Source organism: Streptomyces sp. TOM-9 (assembly GCF_056858595.1).
Genome location: NZ_JBXEQB010000001.1, coordinates 2879803 through 2899506 on the forward strand (window position 1 = coordinate 2879803; position 19704 = coordinate 2899506).

Below are 19704 nucleotides of genomic sequence, written 5' to 3' on the forward strand. Positions count from 1 at the left end.
CGGGTCAGTCCTCCAGTGCGGCGAGGCCGGGGAGCGTCTTGCCCTCGAGGTACTCGAGGCTCGCGCCACCACCGGTCGAGATGTGGCCGAAAGCGTTCTCGTCGAAGCCCAGGATACGGACGGCCGCGGCCGAGTCGCCGCCGCCGACCACGGTGAACGCGGGGCTGTCGATCAGCGCCTGGGCGATCGCGCGGGTGCCCTCGGCGTAGTCGGGGTGCTCGAAGACGCCCATCGGGCCGTTCCAGAAGACGGTTGCCGCGTCGGCGAGCTTCGAGGCGAAGACCTTGCGGGACTCCGGACCGATGTCCAGGCCCTGCAGGTCGGCGGGGATGGCGTCGACGCCGACGACCGCCGGGTTGGTGTCGACCGGGTTCTTCAGATCCGGGAAGGACGGGGCGGCGACGACGTCCACGGGCAGCACGAACTCCACGCCCTTGGCCTTCGCGCGCTCCAGGTACTCCTTGACCGCGGGGATCTGGTCCTCCTGCAGCAGGCTCTTGCCCACCTCGTGGCCCTGGGCCTTGAGGAAGGTGTAGACCATGCCGCCGCCGATCAGGATCCGGTCGGCACGCTCCAGCAGGTGGTCGATGACCCCCAGCTTGTCGGAGACCTTGGCGCCGCCGAGCACCACCGCGTACGGACGGGACACGTCCTCGGTGAGCTTCTTCAGCACGGTGACCTCGGTGGCGATCAGCAGGCCCGCGGCGTGCGGCAGCCGGGCCGGGAGGTCGTACACGGAGGCGTGCTTGCGGTGCACCGCGCCGAAGCCGTCACCGACGTACAGCTCGGCCAGCTCGGCCAGCTGCCCGGCGAAGGCGCCGCGCTCGGCGTCGTCCTTGCTGGTCTCACCCGGGTTGAAGCGCAGGTTCTCCAGCAGCGCCACCGAGCCGTCGGTGAGGGCGTCCACCGTCCCGCGGGCGCTCTCGCCGACCGTGTCGGTCGCGAACGCCACCTGCGTGCCGAGGAGTTCGCCCAGGCGCGCCGCGACGGGGGCGAGCGAGAACTGCGGGTCGGGCGCGCCCTTGGGGCGGCCCAGGTGGGAGGCGACGATCACCTTGGCGCCGGCCCCGGCCAGCTTGGCGATGGTCGGTACGACGGCGCGGATGCGGCCGTCGTCGGTGATGGTCGTGCCGGACAGCGGCACGTTGAGGTCGGCGCGCACGAACACGCGCTTGCCGCCGACCCCCTCGTCGACGAGTTCGTCGATCGTCTTCATGGTGGAGGCTCCCCTGCCTTGGTCCTGACTGGTCGGATCGCTCCGACCGCCACGTCATGGGACAGGGCCCGGACGACGGCACGTCGTCCGGACCCTGTCCTCATCGCATGGCGGGCGGTCGAGCGGGTGTCAGAGCTGGCCGCCGACGAAGACGGTCAGGTCGACGAGACGGTTGGAGTAGCCCCACTCGTTGTCGTACCAGCCGATGACCTTGACCTGCTTGCCCTGCGCCATCGTCAGCGAGGAGTCGAAGGTGCAGGAGGCCGGCCAGTTGACGATGTCCGACGAGACGATCGGGTCCTCGGTGTACTCCAGGATGCCCTTGAGCTGGCCCTCGGCGGCCTTCTGGAAGGCCGCGTTGACCTCGTCCTTGGTGACCTCGCGCTCGAGCTCGATGACCAGGTCGGTCACGGAGCCGGTCGGGACCGGGACGCGCATGGCGATGCCGTCCAGCTTGCCCTTGAGCTGCGGGAGCACCAGGGCGGTGGCCTTCGCGGCACCCGTCGAGGTCGGGATGATGTTCTCCGCGGCGGCACGGGCGCGACGCAGGTCCTTGTGCGGGAAGTCCAGGATGCGCTGGTCGTTGGTGTACGCGTGCACGGTGGTCATCAGACCCTTGACGATGCCGAAGTTCTCGTCGAGGACCTTGGCCATCGGCGCCACGCAGTTGGTGGTGCAGGACGCGTTGGAGATGATGTTGTGCTTCGCCGGGTCGTACTTCTCGTTGTTGACGCCCATCACGATGGTGATGTCCTCGTCGGAGGCGGGCGCCGAGATGATGACCTTCTTGGCGCCGCCGTCGAGGTGCTTCTTGGCGTCGGCGGCCTTGGTGAAGATGCCGGTGGACTCGATCACGATGTCGACGCCGAGCTCGCCCCACGGGATGTCGGCGGGGTTGCGCTCCGACAGCACCTTGATGGTGTGGCCGTCGACGGTGATGGAGTCGGCGGTGTGCGTGACCTCGGCCTTCAGGCGGCCCAGGATCGTGTCGTACTTGAGCAGGTGGGCGGTGGTGGCCGTGTCACCCAGGTCGTTGACAGCCACGATCTCGATGTCCGCACCCTGGTCCAGGGCGGCACGGAAGAAGTTTCGACCGATGCGACCAAAGCCGTTGATGCCTACGCGGATCGTCACGAACCGATCTCCTCGCTGGTGTGCCGGAGGCCATTTCGCTCCGGCTGCGACGTATTGGGATGTCCCCGACCAAGGACGACCCTACCTCCCCGGGCACCCGGCGGTGACATCGGCGCCACGGGTGCCCGCCGTACGGAACGGTAACCGGACGGGGCGGGCGGGCCGCGGCGGGTTCAGCCCACCATCTCCTCGGTCAGGTTGGACTCGGTGCCCGGGATGCCGAGGTCCGAGGCGCGCTTGTCGGCCATCGCCAGCAGGCGCCGGATCCGGCCCGCCACCGCGTCCTTGGTGAGCGGGGGTTCGGCGAGCGAGCCCAGTTCCTCCAGCGAGGCCTGCTTGTGGTCCATGCGCAGCCGGCCGGCCGCCGCGAGGTGCTCGGGCACCTCGTCGCCGAGGATCTCCAGCGCCCGCTGCACACGCGCACCCGCGGCCACCGCGGCGCGGGCCGAGCGGCGCAGGTTCGCGTCGTCGAAGTTGGCGAGCCGGTTGGCGGTGGCGCGCACCTCGCGCCGCATTCGCCGCTCCTCCCACGCCAGCACCGACTCGTGCGCGCCGAGCCGCGTCAACAGCGCGCCGATGGCGTCACCGTCACGGACGACCACGCGGTCGACGTTCCGCACCTCGCGCGCCTTGGCGGCGATCTGCAGCCGGCGGGCGGCGCCGACCAGGGCGAGGGCCGCCTCGGGGCCGGGGCAGGTGACCTCCAGGGACGAGGAACGGCCCGGCTCGGTCAGCGAGCCGTGGGCCAGGAACGCCCCGCGCCAGGCGGCCTCGGCGTCGCAGGTGGCCCCGGAGACGACCTGCGGCGGCAGGCCCCGGATGGGACGGCCGCGGCCGTCGACGAGCCCGGTCTGGCGGGCCAGCTGGTCGCCGCCGGCGACCACCCGCACCACGTACCGGCTGCCGCGGCGCAGCCCGCCGGGCGCCATGACCACCAGGTCGGAGGAGTGCCCGAAGATCTCCAGGACGTCCTTGCGCAGTCTGCGGGCGGCGATTCCGGTGTCCAGCTCCGCCTCGATCACGATGCGTCCGCTGACCAGGTGCAGTCCGCCCGCGAACCTCAGGATCGCCGAGACCTCCGCCTTGCGGCAGCAGGTCCGGGTGACGGGAAGCCGGGAGATCTCGTCCTTCACCGCTGCCGTCATCGCCATGGGCCGATCCTTCCATGCATACGAAAAATCCGGTCGAACGCGGCCGCCAGCAGTTCCGGATCGTGCCGCGGCCCGTCGGGGGCGGCGACCCGGGCCAGCTCCACCGTGCCCGACAACCGCTCGGCTGCCTGTATGAGGCTGTCGCGGTCGAGCACGGCGGCCTCGTCGGCCAGCACCACGTCGATGGTGAGTTTAGGGGCGTGTCGGGCCAAAACCTCCAAGTGACGCTGCGGAGAAAAGCCCTCGGTCTCACCAGGTTGCGGCGCGAGGTTGAGCGCGAGCACCTTGCGGGCCCTGGTCTCCATGAGCGCGGACACCAGATCGGGCACCAGCAGGTGGGGCATCACGGAGGAGAACCAGGATCCGGGGCCGAGCACCACCCAGTCCGCGTCGAGCACGGACTTCACCGCCTCGGGGACGGCCGGCGGGTCGTGCGGCACCAACTGCACCTCCTGCACCTCACCGGGGGTGAGGGCGACGGTGGCCTGGCCGTGCACGGTCGTGACCTCGTCCGGCTCCGCCGGGTCGTGACCTCGGACCGTGGCCGTGAGCTCCAGCGGCACCGCGGACATGGGCAGCACCCTGCCGTGGGCGCCGAGCAGCCGACCCACCCACTCCAGGGCCGCCACGGGGTCGCCGAGCTGCTCCCACAGCGCCACGATCAGCAGGTTGCCCACCGCGTGGCCGTGCAGCTCGCCCTGGCTGACGAAGCGGTGCTGGACGACCTGGGACCAGGTGCGGCCCCACTCGTCGTCGCCGCACAGCGCGGCGAGCGCCTTGCGCAGGTCGCCGGGCGGCAGCACCCCCATCTCCTGGCGCAGACGGCCGCTGGAGCCGCCGTCGTCGGCGACCGTGACCACCGCGGTCAGGTCCTGGGTGATGCGGCGCAGAGCCGACAGGGAGGCGGACAGTCCGTGCCCGCCTCCCAATGCCACGACCTTGGGCGTGGCCCCGCTGCGCCCTGCCGACCGGCGCAAGCGCCGCGTCGTCCTGATCACTCGCGCCCCATGTCCCGGTGGACGACCACCGTCTCCACTCCGTCGGCGGACAGTCGCGCGGCCAGGCGCTCGGACATGGCGACGCTGCGGTGCTTGCCACCGGTGCAGCCGACCGCGATGGTCACGTAGCGCTTGCCCTCGCGGCGGTAGCCGGCGTTGACGATGTGCAGCAACTCGGCGTAGCGGTCGAGGAACTCCTTGGCGCCGGGCTGGTTGAACACGTAGGTGGCGACCTCGTCGTTGAGACCGGTGTACGGACGCAGCTCCGGCACCCAGTGCGGGTTGGGCAGGAAGCGGCAGTCCGCGACCAGGTCGGCGTCGACGGGGAGGCCGTACTTGAAGCCGAAGGACATGACGGTGGCCCGCAGCTCCGGCTCCTCCTCGCCGGCGAACTGGGCGTCCATCTTGGCGCGCAGCTCGTGGACGTTGAGGCTGGAGGTGTCGATCACCAGGTCGGCGTCGCCGCGCAGCTCGCTCAGCAGCTCCCGCTCCTTGGCGATGCCGTCGACGATGCGCCCGTCGCCCTGCAGCGGGTGCGGGCGGCGCACCGACTCGAAGCGGCGCACCAGCGTCTCGTCGGAGGCCTCGAGGAAGAGCACCCGGCGCTTGACGCCCTTGGAGTCCAGGTCCGCGAGGGACTCGCGGAGGTTGTCGAAGAAGCGCCGACCGCGGACGTCCACGACCACGGCGATCCGTGCCACGTTGCCCTGGGAGCGGGCGCCGAGGTCGACCATGGTGGGGATGAGGGCCGGCGGCAGGTTGTCCACGACGAACCAGCCGAGGTCCTCCAGGCACTTGGCCGCGTGACTGCGCCCGGCACCCGACATGCCCGAGATGATCACGAGTTCGGGGATGGCCTCGGCCGCCTCTCCCGCTCCTCCGGTCGTCACCTGTGCTCCGCCTCCGTCGTTCGCGTTCATGAGCTGTGCCCCCGTTCCGTGGGGACGGTCACCGGACCGGCCGTCCCCTCTTCCTCAATGATCTCTCCTGTGGCGGTGTTGACCGCCGGTCCGGCCGGGGCGGCCCCGGCCAGCGCGGCGAGCACGGCCTCGGCGGTGCGCAGGCCGACCCCGGGGACCTCGCAGATCTGCTCGACCGTGGCCGCCCGCAGCCGCTTGAGCGAGCCGAAGTGCTTCAGCAGCGCCTGGCGGCGGCTCTCGCCGAGGCCCGGCACCGCGTCCAGGGCACCGGCCTTCATCGACTTGGAACGCTTGTTGCGCTGGTAGGCGATGGCGAAGCGGTGGGCCTCGTCGCGGACCCGTTGCAGCAGGTAAAGGCCCTCGCTGGTGCGCGGGAGGATCACCGGGTCGTCCTCGCCGGGCAGCCAGACCTCCTCAAGGCGCTTGGCGAGGCCGCACACGGCCACGTCCTCCACACCGAGCTCCTCCAGGGCCCGCTGGGCGGCGGCGACCTGGGGCTGCCCGCCGTCGACGACGACCAGCTGCGGCGGGTAGGCGAACTTGCGCGGCCTGCCCGTGTCCGGGTCGATGGGACCGCCGGCGACCTCGCCGGGGCCCTCCTCGCCACCGTCGCCGTCCCCGTCGACCCACTCGCCGGTCTTCTGCTTCTCCAGCAGGTAGCGGCGGAAGCGCCGGGAGACCACCTCGTGCATCGACCGGACGTCGTCCTGGCCGGCGAAGCTCTTGATCTGGAAGCGGCGGTACTCGCTCTTGCGGGCCAGCCCGTCCTCGAAGACCACCATCGAGGCGACGACGTCGTCGCCCTGGAGGTGGGAGATGTCGAAGCACTCGATGCGCAGCGGCGCCGAGTCCAGGTCCAGGGCCTGCGCGATCTCCTCCAGCGCGCGGGAGCGCGTGGTGAGGTCGGAGGCGCGCCTGGTCTTGTGCAGCACCAGCGCCTGCTGGGCGTTGCGCTGCACGGTGGCCATCAGGTCCTTCTTGTCGCCGCGCTGCGGTATCCGCAGGCTGACCTGGGAGCCGCGGCGCTCGGTGAGCCACTGCTGGACCGGCTCGTACGGGTCGGGCAGCGCGGGCACCAGCACCTCCTTGGGTACCCCCTCGCCCCGCTCCTCGCCGTACAGCTGCTGCAGGGCGTGCTCGACCAGCCCGGCGGTGCCGACCTCCTCGACCCGGTCGGTGACCCAGCCGCGTTGACCGCGCACCCGGCCGCCGCGGACGTGGAAGATCTGGACGGCGGCCTCCAGCTCGTCCTCGGCGACGGCGATCAGGTCGGCGTCGGTGGCGTCGGCGAGGACGACCGCGTTCTTCTCCAGGGCGCGCTTGAGCGCCTCGATGTCGTCCCGGAGCCGGGCCGCCTTCTCGTACTCCATCGCGGCCGCCGCGTCCCTCATCTGCTGCTCCAGGCGGCGCAGGTAGGTGCCGGTGCGGCCGGCCATGAAGTCGCAGAACTCCTCGGCCAGTTCGCGGTGCTCCTCGGCGCTGACCCGGCCGACGCAGGGGGCCGAGCACTTGCCGATGTACCCCAGCAGACAGGGGCGGCCGATCTGCGCGGAACGCTTGAACACCCCGGAGGAGCAGGTGCGCACGGGGAAGACCCGCAGCAGCAGGTCCACGGTCTCGCGGATCGCCCAGGCGTGCGCGTAGGGACCGAAGTAGCGCACGCCCTTGCGCTTGGGGCCGCGCATCACCTGGACGCGGGGGAACTCCTCGTTCAGGGTGACGGCGAGCGAGGGATAGCTCTTGTCGTCCCGGTACTTCACGTTGAAGCGCGGGTCGAACTCCTTGATCCAGGAGTACTCCAGCTGCAGCGCCTCGACCTCGGTGGTCACCACCGTCCACTCCACGGAGGCGGCGGTGGTGACCATCGTGCGGGTGCGCTGGTGCAGGTTCGCGACGTCCTGGAAGTACGAGGAGAGCCGCTGGCGCAGGCTCTTCGCCTTCCCGACGTAGATCACCCGGCCGTGCTGGTCCCGGAACTTGTACACCCCGGGGGAGTCCGGAATCTGTCCCGGCTTGGGGCGGTAGCTGGAGGGATCGGCCATGCCCCCACCCTACTGATTGACGGTGACATTCCCGCCGTCTCAGGCCCCGGTCACGGCGACGAGCTTGCCCTCCTTGACCTGGACGTCGACCTTGGTCAGCGGCTTGGTCGCCGGGCCGTTGCGGACGGCGCCGGTGGCGGCGTCGAAGACGCTGCCGTGGCAGGGGCAGGACAGGGCGGTGCCCTCGACCTTGTCGCAGGTGCAGCCCTGGTGGGTGCACACGGCGCTGAACGCCTGGTAGCTGCCCTGCGTGGGCTGAGCGACGACTATCTTGGCCTCGCGGTAGAGCTTGGCGCCGCCGACCGGGACCTCGGTGGCCGCGCCCAGCTCGACGGGGCCGTCGGAGACCGTGCTGCCGGAGCCGCCGCAGGCGGTGAGGCCGACCCCGGCGACGCCCACGAGGGCCGCGCCCTTCAGGACGGTACGGCGGCAGGGGGGCAGGTCGGTGATGTCGGCCATGGGGGACTCCGTTTCGGCACGTAAGGAAAAGAGCTTGAAAGCTGCACCTTACGTGCCGAAACTCTGAGCCGGCTGTCAGGCCTTCGCCGCCGCCCGCTTCCGCGGGGCAGCCCGCTTCTTGGCCGGGAGCGGCGGGGCGTCGGAGATCCGCTCGGCGCCCAGGATGTCCCTGAGGAACTTGCCGGTGTGGCTCGCGCCCACCCCCGCCACCTGCTCGGGGGTGCCCTCGGCGATCACCAGACCGCCGCCGCTGCCGCCCTCGGGGCCCATGTCGATCACCCAGTCGGCCGTCTTGATCACATCGAGGTTGTGCTCGATGACGACCACGGTGTTGCCCTTCTCGACCAGCCCGGAGAGCACCTTGATCAGCTTGCTGATGTCCTCGAAGTGCAGACCCGTGGTCGGCTCGTCCAGCACGTAGACCGTGCGGCCGGTGGAGCGCTTCTGCAGCTCGGAGGCGAGCTTCACGCGCTGCGCCTCACCACCGGACAGGGTCGTCGCGGACTGGCCCAGCCGGACGTAGCCCAGGCCCACCTCGGTGAGGGTGCGCAGGTGACGCGCGATCGTCGGGACGGCCTCGAAGAAGTCCAGCGCCTCGGAGATCGGCATGTCCAGGACCTCGGCGATGGACTTGCCCTTGTAGTGGACCTCCAGGGTCTCCCGGTTGTACCGGGCACCGTGGCAGACCTCGCACGGGACGTAGACGTCCGGGAGGAAGTTCATCTCGATCTTGATGGTGCCGTCGCCGGAGCAGTTCTCGCAGCGGCCGCCCTTGACGTTGAAGGAGAAGCGGCCCGGCAGGTAGCCGCGCACCTTCGCCTCCATCGTCTCCGCGAAGAGCCTGCGGACGTGGTCGAAGACGCCGGTGTACGTGGCCGGGTTGGACCGCGGGGTGCGGCCGATCGGCGACTGGTCGACATGGACCACCTTGTCGACCAGGTCGTCACCGTCGACCCGGGTGTGCCGGCCCGGGACGCCCCGGGCGCCGTTCAGCTCACGGGCCAGGTGGGTGTAGAGGATGTCGTTGACCAGGGTGGACTTCCCGGAGCCGGAGACCCCGGTGACCGCCGTGAAGACACCCAGCGGGAAGGACACGTCGATGTCCCGCAGGTTGTTCTCCCGGGCGCCGTGCACGGTCAGCCGGCGCTCCCCGTCGACCGGGCGGCGCATCTCCGGGATCGGGATCCGGCGCTTGCCCGCCAGGTACTGGCCGGTCAGCGACTCCTTGTTGCGCAGCAGCTCCTTGAGCGAACCGCTGTGCACCACCTTGCCGCCGTGCTCACCCGCACCCGGGCCGATGTCCACCACCCAGTCGGAGGTCTTGATGGTGTCCTCGTCGTGCTCCACCACGATCAGGGTGTTGCCGAGGTCGCGCAGGCGCACCAGGGTCTCGATGAGCCGGTGGTTGTCGCGCTGGTGGAGCCCGATGGACGGCTCGTCCAGCACGTAGAGCACGCCCACCAGGCCCGAGCCGATCTGCGTGGCCAGCCGGATGCGCTGGGCCTCGCCGCCGGAGAGGGTGCCGGCCGCGCGGTTGAGCGAGAGGTAGTCCAGGCCGACGTCGACCAGGAAGCGCAGCCGCTCGTTGACCTCCTTGAGCACCCGCTCGGCGATGGTCTTCTCGCGCGCGCTCAGCTTCATGCCGCGCAGGAACTCCGCGCAGTCGCTGATGGACATCGCGGCGACCTCGGCGATGGACCTCCCCTGAACGGTGACCGCCAGCACGATCGGCTTGAGGCGGGTCCCCTCACAGGTCGGGCAGGGCACCTCGCGCATGTACCCCTCGAAGCGCTCGCGGCTGGAGTCGCTCTCGGACTCCGCGTGCCGGCGCCGGACGAAGGGGATCGCGCCCTCGAAGGAGGTGGTGTAGGAACGCTCGCGCCCGTAACGGTTGCGGTAGCGCACCGCGATCTGCGTCTTGTGGCCGTTCAGCAGGGCCTTCTTCGCGCGCTGCGGCAGCCCCGCCCAGGGGATGTCGGTGCGGAAGCCCAGCTCGTCGGCGAGCGCGCCGATCAGGCGCTGGAAGTAGTCCCGGGTGTGGCCGAGCGACCAGGGGGCGATGGCGCCCTCGTCGAGGGACTTGTCCTGGTCGGGGACGATGAGCTCCGGGTCGACCTCCATGCGGGTGCCGATGCCGGTGCACTCGGGGCAGGCGCCGAAGGGCGAGTTGAAGGAGAAGGAGCGCGGCTCCAGCTCCTCGAAGGACAGGTCGTCGTACGGGCAGTACAGGTGCTCGGAGAACATCCGCTCGCGCTGCGGGTCGTCCTCGGGGAGGTCGACGAAGTCCAGGATCACCATGCCGCCGGACAGGCCCAGGGCCGTCTCGACCGAGTCGGTCAGCCGGCGCTTGGCGCTCTCCTTGACGGTGAGGCGGTCGATGACCACCTCGATGGTGTGCTTCTCCTGCTTCTTGAGCTTCGGCGGGTCGGTCAGCTGGACGGTCGCACCGTCCACCCGGGCCCGGCTGTAGCCCTTGGTCTGCAGGTCGGCGAAGAGGTCGGCGAACTCGCCCTTGCGCTCGCGCACCAGCGGCGAGAGCACCTGGAAGCGGGATCCCTCCTCCAGCTCCAGCACCCGGTCCACGATCGCCTGGGGCGACTGCCGGGAGATGGGCCGGCCGCACTCGGGGCAGTGCGGCTTGCCGATGCGGGCGAAGAGCAGACGGAGGTAGTCGTAGACCTCGGTGATCGTGCCGACCGTCGAGCGCGGGTTGCGCGAGGTGGACTTCTGGTCGATCGACACCGCGGGCGACAGGCCCTCGATGAAGTCGACGTCCGGCTTGTCCATCTGGCCCAGGAACTGCCGTGCGTAGGAGGAGAGCGACTCCACGTAACGGCGCTGGCCCTCGGCGAAGATCGTGTCGAACGCCAGGGAGGACTTGCCCGACCCGGAGAGGCCGGTGAACACGATGAGCGAGTCCCGTGGCAGGTCGAGCGAGACGTTCTTCAGATTGTGCTCGCGAGCGCCACGGACGGTGAGACGATCGGCCACGCCAGTGCGCACCTTTCAAAAGACAGACAAGGGACAGCACCCCCAGACAGCCTAAACGGGGCGCCGACGAGTTTTCTTCCGGTTGCGATGACAGCGAGCCTATAGCACGCACATTCGATTTCTGGCATCGGTGCGGCAGCTTCACCCGAATGAGTGTCCCGCGCTAGCGTCTCCGTGGAGACGTCGACCGGTCCGACCAGGAGGCTCCGTGTCTGTCCAACGACCCGACCCCGACCACGATGCGGCCGAGCTCCGAGAGGCCACCGAACGACTGATCGAGACCGTGGCCGCCATGCCCCCGGCGTGCGTCGCCGAGCCGTCACGGCTGCCGGGCTGGACCCGCGGCCACGTGCTGGCCCACCTGGCGCGCAACGCCGACTCCCTGGTGAACCTGATGATCTGGGCGCGCACCGGCGAGGAGACCCCGCAGTACGAGAGCACCGACGGCCGCAACAAGGACATCGAGGAGGGGGCCGGCCGCACGCTCGCGGAGCACGTCGACGACCTGCGCGCCTCCGCGGACCGGCTGGCCCTGGCCATCGCGGAGCTCCCGCCCCAGAACTGGGCCGCGCAGGTCGTCATGCGTTCCGGCCGGGTGGTCGCCGCGGCCGAGATCCCGTACACCCGGCTCATGGAGATCTACTTCCACCACGTCGACCTCGGCCTGGAGTACACCTGCGCGCACCTCCCCGGGGACTTCGCGGCCCGGGAGCTCGGCGCCATCATCGACGACCTGTCCGGCCACGAGGGCGTCGCCGCCGTCCGCATCCACGACACCGACAGCGGCGAGAAGTGGGTGATCGGCGCCGCCAACGAGCCCGAACTCACCGTCGGCGGGCCCCGGCACGCCCTGCTCGCCTGGGTCAGCGGCCGCTCCGACGGCGAGGGCCTGACCGCCCGGCCCGACGTACCCCTGCCGGTGCTGCCGCCACTAGGCTGACGCCATGACGTACAGCGGCGAGGTCACGGTCGGGGGCGCGCCCGACGTGCACGAACTCAAGGACCTCATCATCACCAAGGTCGCGGTCGGCCCCATGGACAACAACGCGTACGTGCTGCGCTGCCGCGCCACCGACGAGCAGCTGCTCGTCGACGCGGCGAACGACGCGCACACGCTCGTGGAGGTCGCCGGCAACGACGGTCTCGCGTCCGTCGTCACCACGCACCGGCACGCCGACCACTGGCAGGCGCTGCAGGCCGTGGTCGACGCGACCGGCGCCCGTACCTACGCGGGCCGCCACGACGCCGAAGGGATCCCCGTCCCCACCGACGTGCCGGTCGAGGACGGCGACCGGATCCGGGTCGGCCGGGTAGAGCTCACCGCCCGGCACCTGGTGGGCCACACGCCCGGCAGCATCGTCCTGATCTACGACGACCCCCACGGGCACCCGCACATCTTCACCGGGGACTGCCTCTTCCCCGGCGGCGTCGGCAACACGCACAACAACCCGGACCACTTCATGAGCCTGTTCGAGGGGGTCAAGGCCAAGCTCTTCGACCGGCTCCCGGACGAGACCTGGGTCTACCCCGGCCACGGCAAGGACACCACGCTCGGCGACGAGCGCCCCCACCTCGACGAATGGCGCGAGCGGGGCTGGTAGCGGCTCCGTGGCGGCGCCCCCTGCGGCGCCGCCACCCCCGCGCACGTGCGTCGTTGGACCCACGTGCGCACCTCCCCCTCCATGGCCCGGATCGCCGCCGCGTCGGCGGCCGGGACCGCGATCGAGTTCTACGACTTCTTCGCCTACGGCACCGCGGCCGCCCTCGTCCTCGGACCGCTGTTCTTCCCCGACGCCTCGGCCCTCGCGGGCACCCTCGCCGCCTTCGGCACCTTCGCGGTGGGCTTCGTCGCCCGCCCGCTCGGCTCGGTCCTCTTCGGCCACATCGGCGACCGCGTCGGACGGCGCCCCGTGCTGATCGGCTCCCTGCTGCTGACCGGGCTGGCGACCACCGCCGTCGGCTGCGTCCCCGCTCACGCCTCGATCGGCCCGGCCGCGCCCGCGCTGCTGGTTGCCCTGCGTTTCCTGCAGGGGCTGGGGCTGGGCGGCGAGTGGGGCGGGGCGGTGCTGCTCGTCGCGGAGCACGCGCCGGGGCGGCGCCGCGGGCTGTGGGCGAGCCTGCCGCAGACCGGTCCCGCGGTGGGCTTCCTGCTGGCGAACGGGATCGTGCTCGCCCTGTCCGCGGGGCTGAGCGACGCGGCCTTCCGCTCCTGGGGCTGGCGGGTGCCGTTCTGGGTGGCGGGCGTGCTGGCGCTGGCCGGGCTGGCGCTGCGGGCGGCGCTGCCGGAGACCCCCGCGTTCGCGGCGGCCGCCGGGCGCGGGGACCTGGCCCGGGTGCCCGTCTCGGAGCTGCTGCGCGAGCACGGGCGCCTGGTGCTGCTCACGGCGGGCGCCATGGCGTGCGGCTACGCCGTCTTCTACACGGTGACCACCTGGTCGCTGGCGTACGCCACGGAGCACCTCGGCATGGACCGCACGGTCGTGCTGGGCTGCGTCCTGGTGGCCGTCCTGGTCAAGGGGGCCCTGACCCCGCTGGCGGGACTGCTCGGCGACCGCTTCGGACGCCGGCGGATGGCACTGGCCGGTACGGCGGCGATGGGCGTGGTGGTCTTCCCGTACGCCGGGCTGCTCGCGAGCGGCTCGCCGGTGGCGATCACCGTGGGGTCCGCGGCGGAGCTGCTCGCCTTCATCACGGTCTTCGCCGTCGTGGGCGCGTACCTCCCGGAGCTGTACGCGCCGCGGGTGCGCTGCACGGGCGCCGCCCTGGGCTACAACCTCGGCGGTGTCCTGGGCGGCGCGCTGACCCCGGTCGTGGCGACCCGGCTGGCGGCGGGCTCCGGCACGCCCTGGCCGGTGGCGGCGTACGTCGCAGGGGTCGCGCTGCTCAGCCTCGGCTGCTTCGCGGCACTGCCGCAGACCCGGGGCGAGGCCGCCGCGGACGCGACGGCGGGGTGCGCGGCGATCCGCCGCGCACCCCGTCCGGGCTGAGGAGCCGTGGGTCAGGCGTCGATGTGCTCCTCGTCGCGCTCGTCCGCGGCCGCCTGCTTCTTCGACGCCATGAGGCTGGTGACCGTGGTGACGGCGAGGACCACGACGATGAAGCCGAGGGAGAAGGGGATGCTGATCTCGGGGACGTGGACCCCCGCCTCGTGCAGGGCGTGGAGCACGAGCTTCACGCCGATGAAGCCGACGATGATCGACAGCCCGTAGGAGAGGTGGACCAGCTTCTTCAGCAGACCGCCGATGAGGAAGTACAGCTGCCGCAGGCCCATCAGCGCGAAGGCGTTGGCGGTGAAGACGATGTACGGGTCCTGGGTCAGGCCGAAGATCGCCGGGATGGAGTCCAGCGCGAACAGGACGTCGGTGGTGCCGATCGCCAGCATGACCACCAGCATCGGGGTCATGATCCGCTTGCCGTTCTGCTGGATGAAGAGCTTGGTGCCGTGGTAGCGGTCGGCGACGCCGAAACGGCGCTCGGCGGCCTTGAGCAGCCGGTTCTCCTCGAACTCCTCGTCGTGCTCCTCGGCGCGGGCCTCCTGGACCAGCTTCCACGCGGTCCAGATGAGGAAGGCGCCGAAGATGAAGAACACCCAGGAGAAGCTGGCGATGATGGCGGCGCCGGCGGCGATGAAGGCCGCTCGCAGGACGAGCGCGATGAGCACGCCGAAGAGCAGCACGCGCTGCTGGTACTGGGACGGCACCGCGAACTTCGCCATGATCAGGACGAAGACGAAGAGGTTGTCGACGCTGAGCGACTTCTCGGTGATGTAGCCGGCGAAGAACTCGCCCGCGGGCTGCCCGCCGGCGAAGAACAGCAGGCCGAGCCCGAACAGGGCGGCCAGGACGATCCAGACGACGGTCCAGGTCCCGGCTTCCTTGACGGACACCTCATGGGGCTTGCGCCCGATGAAGAAGTCGGCGGCGATCAGGGCGCACAGACCGGCGATGGTCAGCACCCACAGGGTCAGGGATACATCCACGCGTTGCCTCCGGCAGATGGGCTGGCAATTGTCAGCGTTGTCGCTGCCGGAGGTCTCTTCCACCCGGGCCGTCAGGCCGGGGCCGGTGTCCCGGGGCCGTTCCGGCCCGTGATGACGGGATGCACCGCAAGCTGGGAGTACTCCCCTCCGCGTAAAGAAGAGTACATGAAATCCCAAGGAAAGGTAAAGAGAGTAAAGTGATGGTCAATCAGGAGGGTGCACCGAGGCCCCGTGGGACCGGTCGGCCGGTCAGTGGCGGCCCGGGTCGTAGGTCCGGCGCGCGGCGGCCACCTGGCGCAGCACCTGCGACAGGACCGCGCTGCCGGCCGGGGCCAGCAGCGGTTCGTACGTCCAGGCGTGGCCCACCCAGGGGTCGGCGAGGTGGTCGTCGGGCTGCGGGGTCAGCCGCAGCATCGAGCGCCACAGCGGGTCGAGGAGCGGACCGTACTCGCGGGCGTCCTCGCGGTCGGCGACCAGGACCAGGTGGACGCCGACCTGCGGTCCCTCGTCGGCGAGGTAGCGCAGCTGGTTGACCGTCCGGTCGTCGAAGCCGTACGGGAAGTCGTTGACGACCAGCACCTGGCGGGCCGGGTCGACGCCCGGGGGGACCTCGAAGGGGACGTCGGCGCGCAGGGCCATCTGCACCAGGTCGACCCGCTCGGTGAGCCGGGCGAGCAGGGCCGCCACCCCGGCGGCGCCGGTGGCGGGCGGCTCGCGCAGTGCGCCGGAGTCCGTGAACGGTGCCAGCGCCGTCCCTGCGGAGCCCGCCGGGTCGATGACGTGGACGGCGCACTCCCCCGCCGGGTGGGAGGCCAGCAGGCGGGCGGCGAGCGCCACGGCCACGTCCACGGCACGGCGGCGGTCCTGGGCGCTGTCCACCCACAGACCGCGCTCCAGGGGCAGCCGTACCAGAAGGGGGACGCGCAGCTCCGGGCGCTCGGGCAGGTGGAGGTCGCCGAGCCGGACCGCCATCGGCGGCTCGGCGGGGGCGCGGTAGCCGTGCCAGACCGGGCTCTCCCAGCCCGCGTAGGGCGGCGGCAGGGCGGGCTCGACCACCTCGGCCTCAGCGGTGAGCTGGGCCAGGTCGCGGTCGAGCACGGCACGCGCCCGGTCCACCAGCTCGGCCTGGCGGGCCCTGGCCTGGTCGCGGGCGGCCTCGGCGGCGGGGCCGACCCGGGTGCGCGGGTCGGCGAGGAGCGCGTCCAGCTCCTGGTCGAGCCGGGACTCGGCGAAGTCGACGGCGCTGCGGTACGCCGCGATGGTGCGGGCCAGGTCCTCGAACATGCCCCAGACCTGGTTGTAGAGCCGTTCCTCCATGCTCCAGCCCGCGGCGTCACCCGCGACGGGCGCGGGGGCCGGGGGCACCGCGTGCGGCACGGAGTCCGCGGGGGGCGGGGTCGGGGGAACGGGGGGCGGGGGCGGCGCGGTGGAGGGTGCGGTGGGCACCGTGCGCGCGGGGCGTACGGCGTCCGCCACGCGCGCGGCCACCGCGTCCGCCTCGGGGCGGCCCAGCCCTTGGTCGCGCAGCAGCTCCGCCAGCCCGCCGCCGTACCCCTGGCCGAGCGCCCGCACCTTCCAGGCGCCCTGGCGGCGGTAGAGCTCCAGGGCGACGATCGCGGCCTCGGCGCCGAGCCCGGTGACGGTGAAGCTCACGACTGGCGCCCCGTCGGCGCCGGCGACGGTCAGATGGGGCGCGGGGCAGGCCCCGAAGCGGGTCGGTGCCCCCGCGACCGGTGGCAGCGCCAGCAGGACGTGGACGCGCTCCACGTCCGCCGGCACGGCCGCCAGGTCGGCGGTGACGCGCTGCTCGGCGGCGAGGCCCGCGGGCACCTCGATGCCCGGCAGCCGCGGCGCCCCGGGGTGGGCGACGGACCCGGGGCCGCTCACGCGCCCCTGCCCGTCACCCAGCGAGACGGCGGCCACCACCGGGGTACCGGCCGACACCCGTACCTCCAGCGAGGTGCCGGGAAGCGGATGGTTCTGCCCGTGGACCAGCTCGATGGTCATGCCCGCGCCCCCCTGTGCGGTCAGAGCGCCGGCAGGATCGCCGGCATGAGGTCCTGGAACGTGCGGCCGTTGGCCGGGGAGCCGATCGCGGTCATCGACCAGCCGTCACCGTTGCGCTGCACCTTCGCCATGATCTGCGCGGTGTAGCCACCGCCTCCGGTCAGGGTGTAGCGGGCGAGTTCCTGCCCGTTGGTCTCGTCGACCAGGCGGCAGAAGGCGTTCTGCACCTCCTGGAAGGTCTGCCCGGTGAAGGAGTTGACGGTGAAGACGATCTGGTCGATGTGCACCGGCACCCGCTGCAGGTCGACCAGGATCGACTCGTCGTCGCCGCCCTGTCCGGCACCGCCGACGAGGTTGTCGCCGGTGTGCCGGACCGAGCCGTCGTCGCTGACGAGGTGACGGAAGAACACCACGTCCACGGGCTGCTTGTCGGCGAACAGGACCGCGGAGGCGTCGAGGTCGATCTCCCGGGTACGGGAACCGAAGAGACCGCGACGCGGGGCGGCCTGCCAGCCGAGCCCCATGCGGACCGACGAAAGCGTCCCCCCGTCCGACTTCTGCAGGCTGATCTTCTGACCCTTGGTCATGTTGACCGTCACGCGCTGTCCCCTCTCAACCGTTTTGCCGTCGTGCGGTTGCTCCGCACCCTATGGGGAGACGCACGGGTAGGTCACCGTGGTTCGGCAAGAGATTCGACAGCCGGTACGGTCAGGCCACGCCGGCCTCCCGCATCTGCCGCAGTTCCTTCTTCAACTCGCCCACCTCGTCGCGCAGCCGGGCCGCGACCTCGAACTGGAGATCCGCGGCGGCGGCGTGCATCTGGTCGGTCAGCTCACCGATGAGCTCCGCCAGTTCGGCCGCGGGAAGGCTCTTGGCGGCCCGCTTCTCCCCCGCCTTGGCGGACAGGCCCGGCACCGGCGCCTTGCCGCGCGAACGCTGGCGGCCGGAGCCCAGCAGCTCCTCGGTGTCGGCGTCCTCGCGGGCGAAGGAGTCCAGGATGCCGGCGATCTTCTTCCGCAGCGGCTGCGGGTCGATGCCCCTCTCCTCGTTGTACGCGATCTGCTTGGCCCGGCGCCGGTTGGTCTCCTCGATGGCCTTCTCCATCGCCGGGGTGATCTTGTCGGCGTACATGTGGACCTGGCCGGAGACGTTGCGCGCCGCGCGGCCGATGGTCTGGATCAGGGAGGTACCCGAGCGCAGGAAGCCCTCCTTGTCGGCGTCGAGGATGGCGACCAGCGACACCTCTGGCAGGTCCAGGCCCTCGCGGAGCAGGTTGATGCCGACCAGGACGTCGAACTCGCCGGCCCGCAGGTCGCGCAGCAGCTCGACCCGGCGCAGGGTGTCGATGTCGCTGTGCAGGTACCGCACCTGGATGCCGAGTTCCAGCATGTAGTCGGTGAGGTCCTCGGACATCTTCTTGGTGAGAGTGGTGACCAGGACGCGCTCGTCGCGCTCGGCGCGCAGCCGGATCTCGTGCACCAGGTCGTCGATCTGCCCCTTGGTGGGCTTGACGATGACCTCGGGGTCGACCAGGCCGGTCGGGCGGATGATCTGCTCGACGACGCCGTCGCCGCGGGAGAGCTCGTACTTGCCCGGGGTGGCCGACAGGTAGACGGTCTGCCCGACGCGCCCCAGGAACTCCTCCCACTTCAGCGGGCGGTTGTCGAGGGCGGAGGGCAGGCGGAAGCCGTGGTCGACCAGGGTGCGCTTGCGGGAGGCGTCGCCCTCGTACATGGCACCGATCTGCGGCACGGTGACGTGCGACTCGTCGATGACGAGGAGGAAGTCCTCGGGGAAGTAGTCGATGAGGGTGTCGGGGGCGGAACCCGCCTCGCGGCCGTCGATGTGCCGCGAGTAGTTCTCGATGCCGGAGCAGGTGCCGATCTGCCGCATCATCTCGATGTCGTACGTGGTGCGCATCCGCAGCCGCTGGGCCTCCAGCAGCTTGCCCTGCTTCTCCATGACCGCGAGCTGCTCGCCGAGCTCCTTCTCGATGCCGGCGATGGCGCGCTCCATGCGCTCGGGGCCGGCGACGTAGTGGGTGGCGGGGAAGACGTACAGCTGCTGGTCGTCGGTGATGATCTCGCCGGTGAGCGGGTGCAGCGTGTACAGGGCCTCGATCTCGTCGCCGAACATCTCGATGCGGACGGCGAGCTCCTCGTAGACCGGGAAGATCTCGATGGTGTCGCCGCGCACCCGGAAGGTGCCGCGGGTGAACGCCACGTCGTTGCGCGCGTACTGGATGTCGACGAACTTGCGCAGCAGCGCGTCCCGGTCGATCTCCTGGCCGACCTTGAGCCGCACCATGCGGTCGATGTACTCCTGGGGGGTGCCCAGGCCGTAGATGCAGGACACCGAGGCGACCACGACCACGTCGCGGCGGGTCAGCAGCGAGTTGGTGGTGGAGTGGCGCAGCCGCTCGACCTCCTCGTTGATCGAGGAGTCCTTCTCGATGTAGGTGTCCGTCTGCGGGACGTAGGCCTCGGGCTGGTAGTAGTCGTAGTACGACACGAAGTACTCGACCGCGTTGTTCGGCAGCAGCTCGCGGAACTCGTTCGCCAGCTGGGCGGCCAGGGTCTTGTTGGGCGCCATGACCAGGGTCGGGCGCTGCAGCCGCTCGATCATCCACGCCGTGGTCGCCGACTTGCCCGTGCCCGTCGCGCCGAGCAGGACGACGTCGTTCTCGCCCGCGCGGATGCGCCGCTCGAGGTCGTTGATGGCGGTCGGCTGGTCGCCGCTGGGCTGGAAGGGGCTGACGACCTCGAAGGGCGCCACACTGCGTTCGATGTCTGATACGGGCCGCATGG

At 71.2% G+C, this 19704-nt stretch carries 15 protein-coding genes; 3 read left to right on the forward strand and 12 right to left on the reverse strand.

Annotation, left to right across the window (positions count from 1 at the left end; translation table 11 throughout):
* Positions 1 to 4: 4 nt before the first annotated feature.
* The 8 genes from AC1VWI_RS13525 to uvrA form a co-directional block, all read right to left on the reverse strand.
* Entirely contained in the window at positions 5 to 1216 is a 1212-nt protein-coding gene (locus tag AC1VWI_RS13525) for a phosphoglycerate kinase (protein WP_499511238.1), read from the reverse strand.
* A 129-nt stretch (positions 1217 to 1345) separates the two neighbouring features.
* Positions 1346 to 2350 (reverse strand): type I glyceraldehyde-3-phosphate dehydrogenase, encoded by a 1005-nt coding sequence (gene gap / locus AC1VWI_RS13530; protein ID WP_499511239.1) that lies wholly within the window; start codon positions 2348 to 2350, stop codon positions 1346 to 1348.
* A 173-nt stretch (positions 2351 to 2523) separates the two neighbouring features.
* The gene (gene whiA, locus AC1VWI_RS13535) at positions 2524 to 3501 is read right to left on the reverse strand and encodes a DNA-binding protein WhiA (protein ID WP_499511240.1); all 978 of its coding nucleotides are present in this window, start codon (positions 3499 to 3501) and stop codon (positions 2524 to 2526) included.
* On the reverse strand, positions 3492 to 4478 hold the full coding sequence (locus AC1VWI_RS13540; protein WP_499511241.1) for a gluconeogenesis factor YvcK family protein: 987 nt from the start codon (positions 4476 to 4478) through the stop codon (positions 3492 to 3494). The genes whiA and AC1VWI_RS13540 overlap by 10 nt, the downstream gene beginning before the upstream one ends.
* 17 nt (positions 4479 to 4495) lie before the next feature.
* The gene (gene rapZ / locus AC1VWI_RS13545) at positions 4496 to 5419 is read right to left on the reverse strand and encodes an RNase adapter RapZ (protein WP_018557246.1); all 924 of its coding nucleotides are present in this window, start codon (positions 5417 to 5419) and stop codon (positions 4496 to 4498) included.
* Positions 5416 to 7461, reverse strand: a complete 2046-nt coding sequence (gene uvrC, locus AC1VWI_RS13550) for an excinuclease ABC subunit UvrC (protein WP_499511242.1) — start codon at positions 7459 to 7461, stop codon at positions 5416 to 5418. The genes rapZ and uvrC overlap by 4 nt, the downstream gene beginning before the upstream one ends.
* Positions 7462 to 7500: 39 nt before the next feature.
* Complete coding sequence (locus AC1VWI_RS13555) at positions 7501 to 7920, reverse strand: Rieske (2Fe-2S) protein (RefSeq protein WP_499511243.1); 420 nt, start codon at positions 7918 to 7920, stop codon at positions 7501 to 7503.
* 75 nt (positions 7921 to 7995) lie between these two features.
* Positions 7996 to 10911, reverse strand: coding sequence for an excinuclease ABC subunit UvrA (uvrA, locus tag AC1VWI_RS13560; RefSeq protein ID WP_499511244.1), 2916 nt, complete (start codon positions 10909 to 10911; stop codon positions 7996 to 7998).
* Positions 10912 to 11119: 208 nt separating this feature from the next.
* Here uvrA and AC1VWI_RS13565 point away from each other — a divergent pair, with 208 nt between their 5' ends.
* The 3 genes from AC1VWI_RS13565 (at position 11120) to AC1VWI_RS13575 (ending at position 13898) form a co-directional block, all read left to right on the forward strand.
* Entirely contained in the window at positions 11120 to 11851 is a 732-nt protein-coding gene (locus tag AC1VWI_RS13565; RefSeq protein WP_499511245.1) for a maleylpyruvate isomerase family mycothiol-dependent enzyme, read from the forward strand.
* Positions 11852 to 11855: 4 nt separating this feature from the next.
* Positions 11856 to 12512: an MBL fold metallo-hydrolase gene (locus tag AC1VWI_RS13570; RefSeq protein WP_499511246.1), complete on the forward strand. Its 657-nt coding sequence runs from the start codon at positions 11856 to 11858 to the stop codon at positions 12510 to 12512.
* Positions 12513 to 12593: 81 nt separating this feature from the next.
* Positions 12594 to 13898: an MFS transporter gene (locus tag AC1VWI_RS13575; protein ID WP_499516794.1), complete on the forward strand. Its 1305-nt coding sequence runs from the start codon at positions 12594 to 12596 to the stop codon at positions 13896 to 13898.
* Positions 13899 to 13909: 11 nt separating this feature from the next.
* On the opposite strand, the gene AC1VWI_RS13580 is transcribed toward AC1VWI_RS13575, so the two are convergent.
* The 4 genes from AC1VWI_RS13580 to uvrB all read right to left on the reverse strand — a co-directional run bounded on the left by AC1VWI_RS13580 (position 13910) and on the right by uvrB (position 19702).
* A complete protein-coding gene (locus AC1VWI_RS13580; protein WP_499511247.1) occupies positions 13910 to 14890 on the reverse strand; it encodes a TerC/Alx family metal homeostasis membrane protein in 981 nt (326 codons plus the stop codon).
* Between the two features lie 249 nt (positions 14891 to 15139).
* Entirely contained in the window at positions 15140 to 16897 is a 1758-nt protein-coding gene (locus AC1VWI_RS13585) for a TerD family protein (protein ID WP_499511248.1), read from the reverse strand.
* A 20-nt stretch (positions 16898 to 16917) separates the two neighbouring features.
* The gene (locus AC1VWI_RS13590; RefSeq protein WP_499511249.1) at positions 16918 to 17496 is read right to left on the reverse strand and encodes a TerD family protein; all 579 of its coding nucleotides are present in this window, start codon (positions 17494 to 17496) and stop codon (positions 16918 to 16920) included.
* Positions 17497 to 17605: 109 nt separating this feature from the next.
* Entirely contained in the window at positions 17606 to 19702 is a 2097-nt protein-coding gene (gene uvrB / locus AC1VWI_RS13595) for an excinuclease ABC subunit UvrB (protein ID WP_499511250.1), read from the reverse strand.
* Positions 19703 to 19704: the final 2 nt, after the last annotated feature.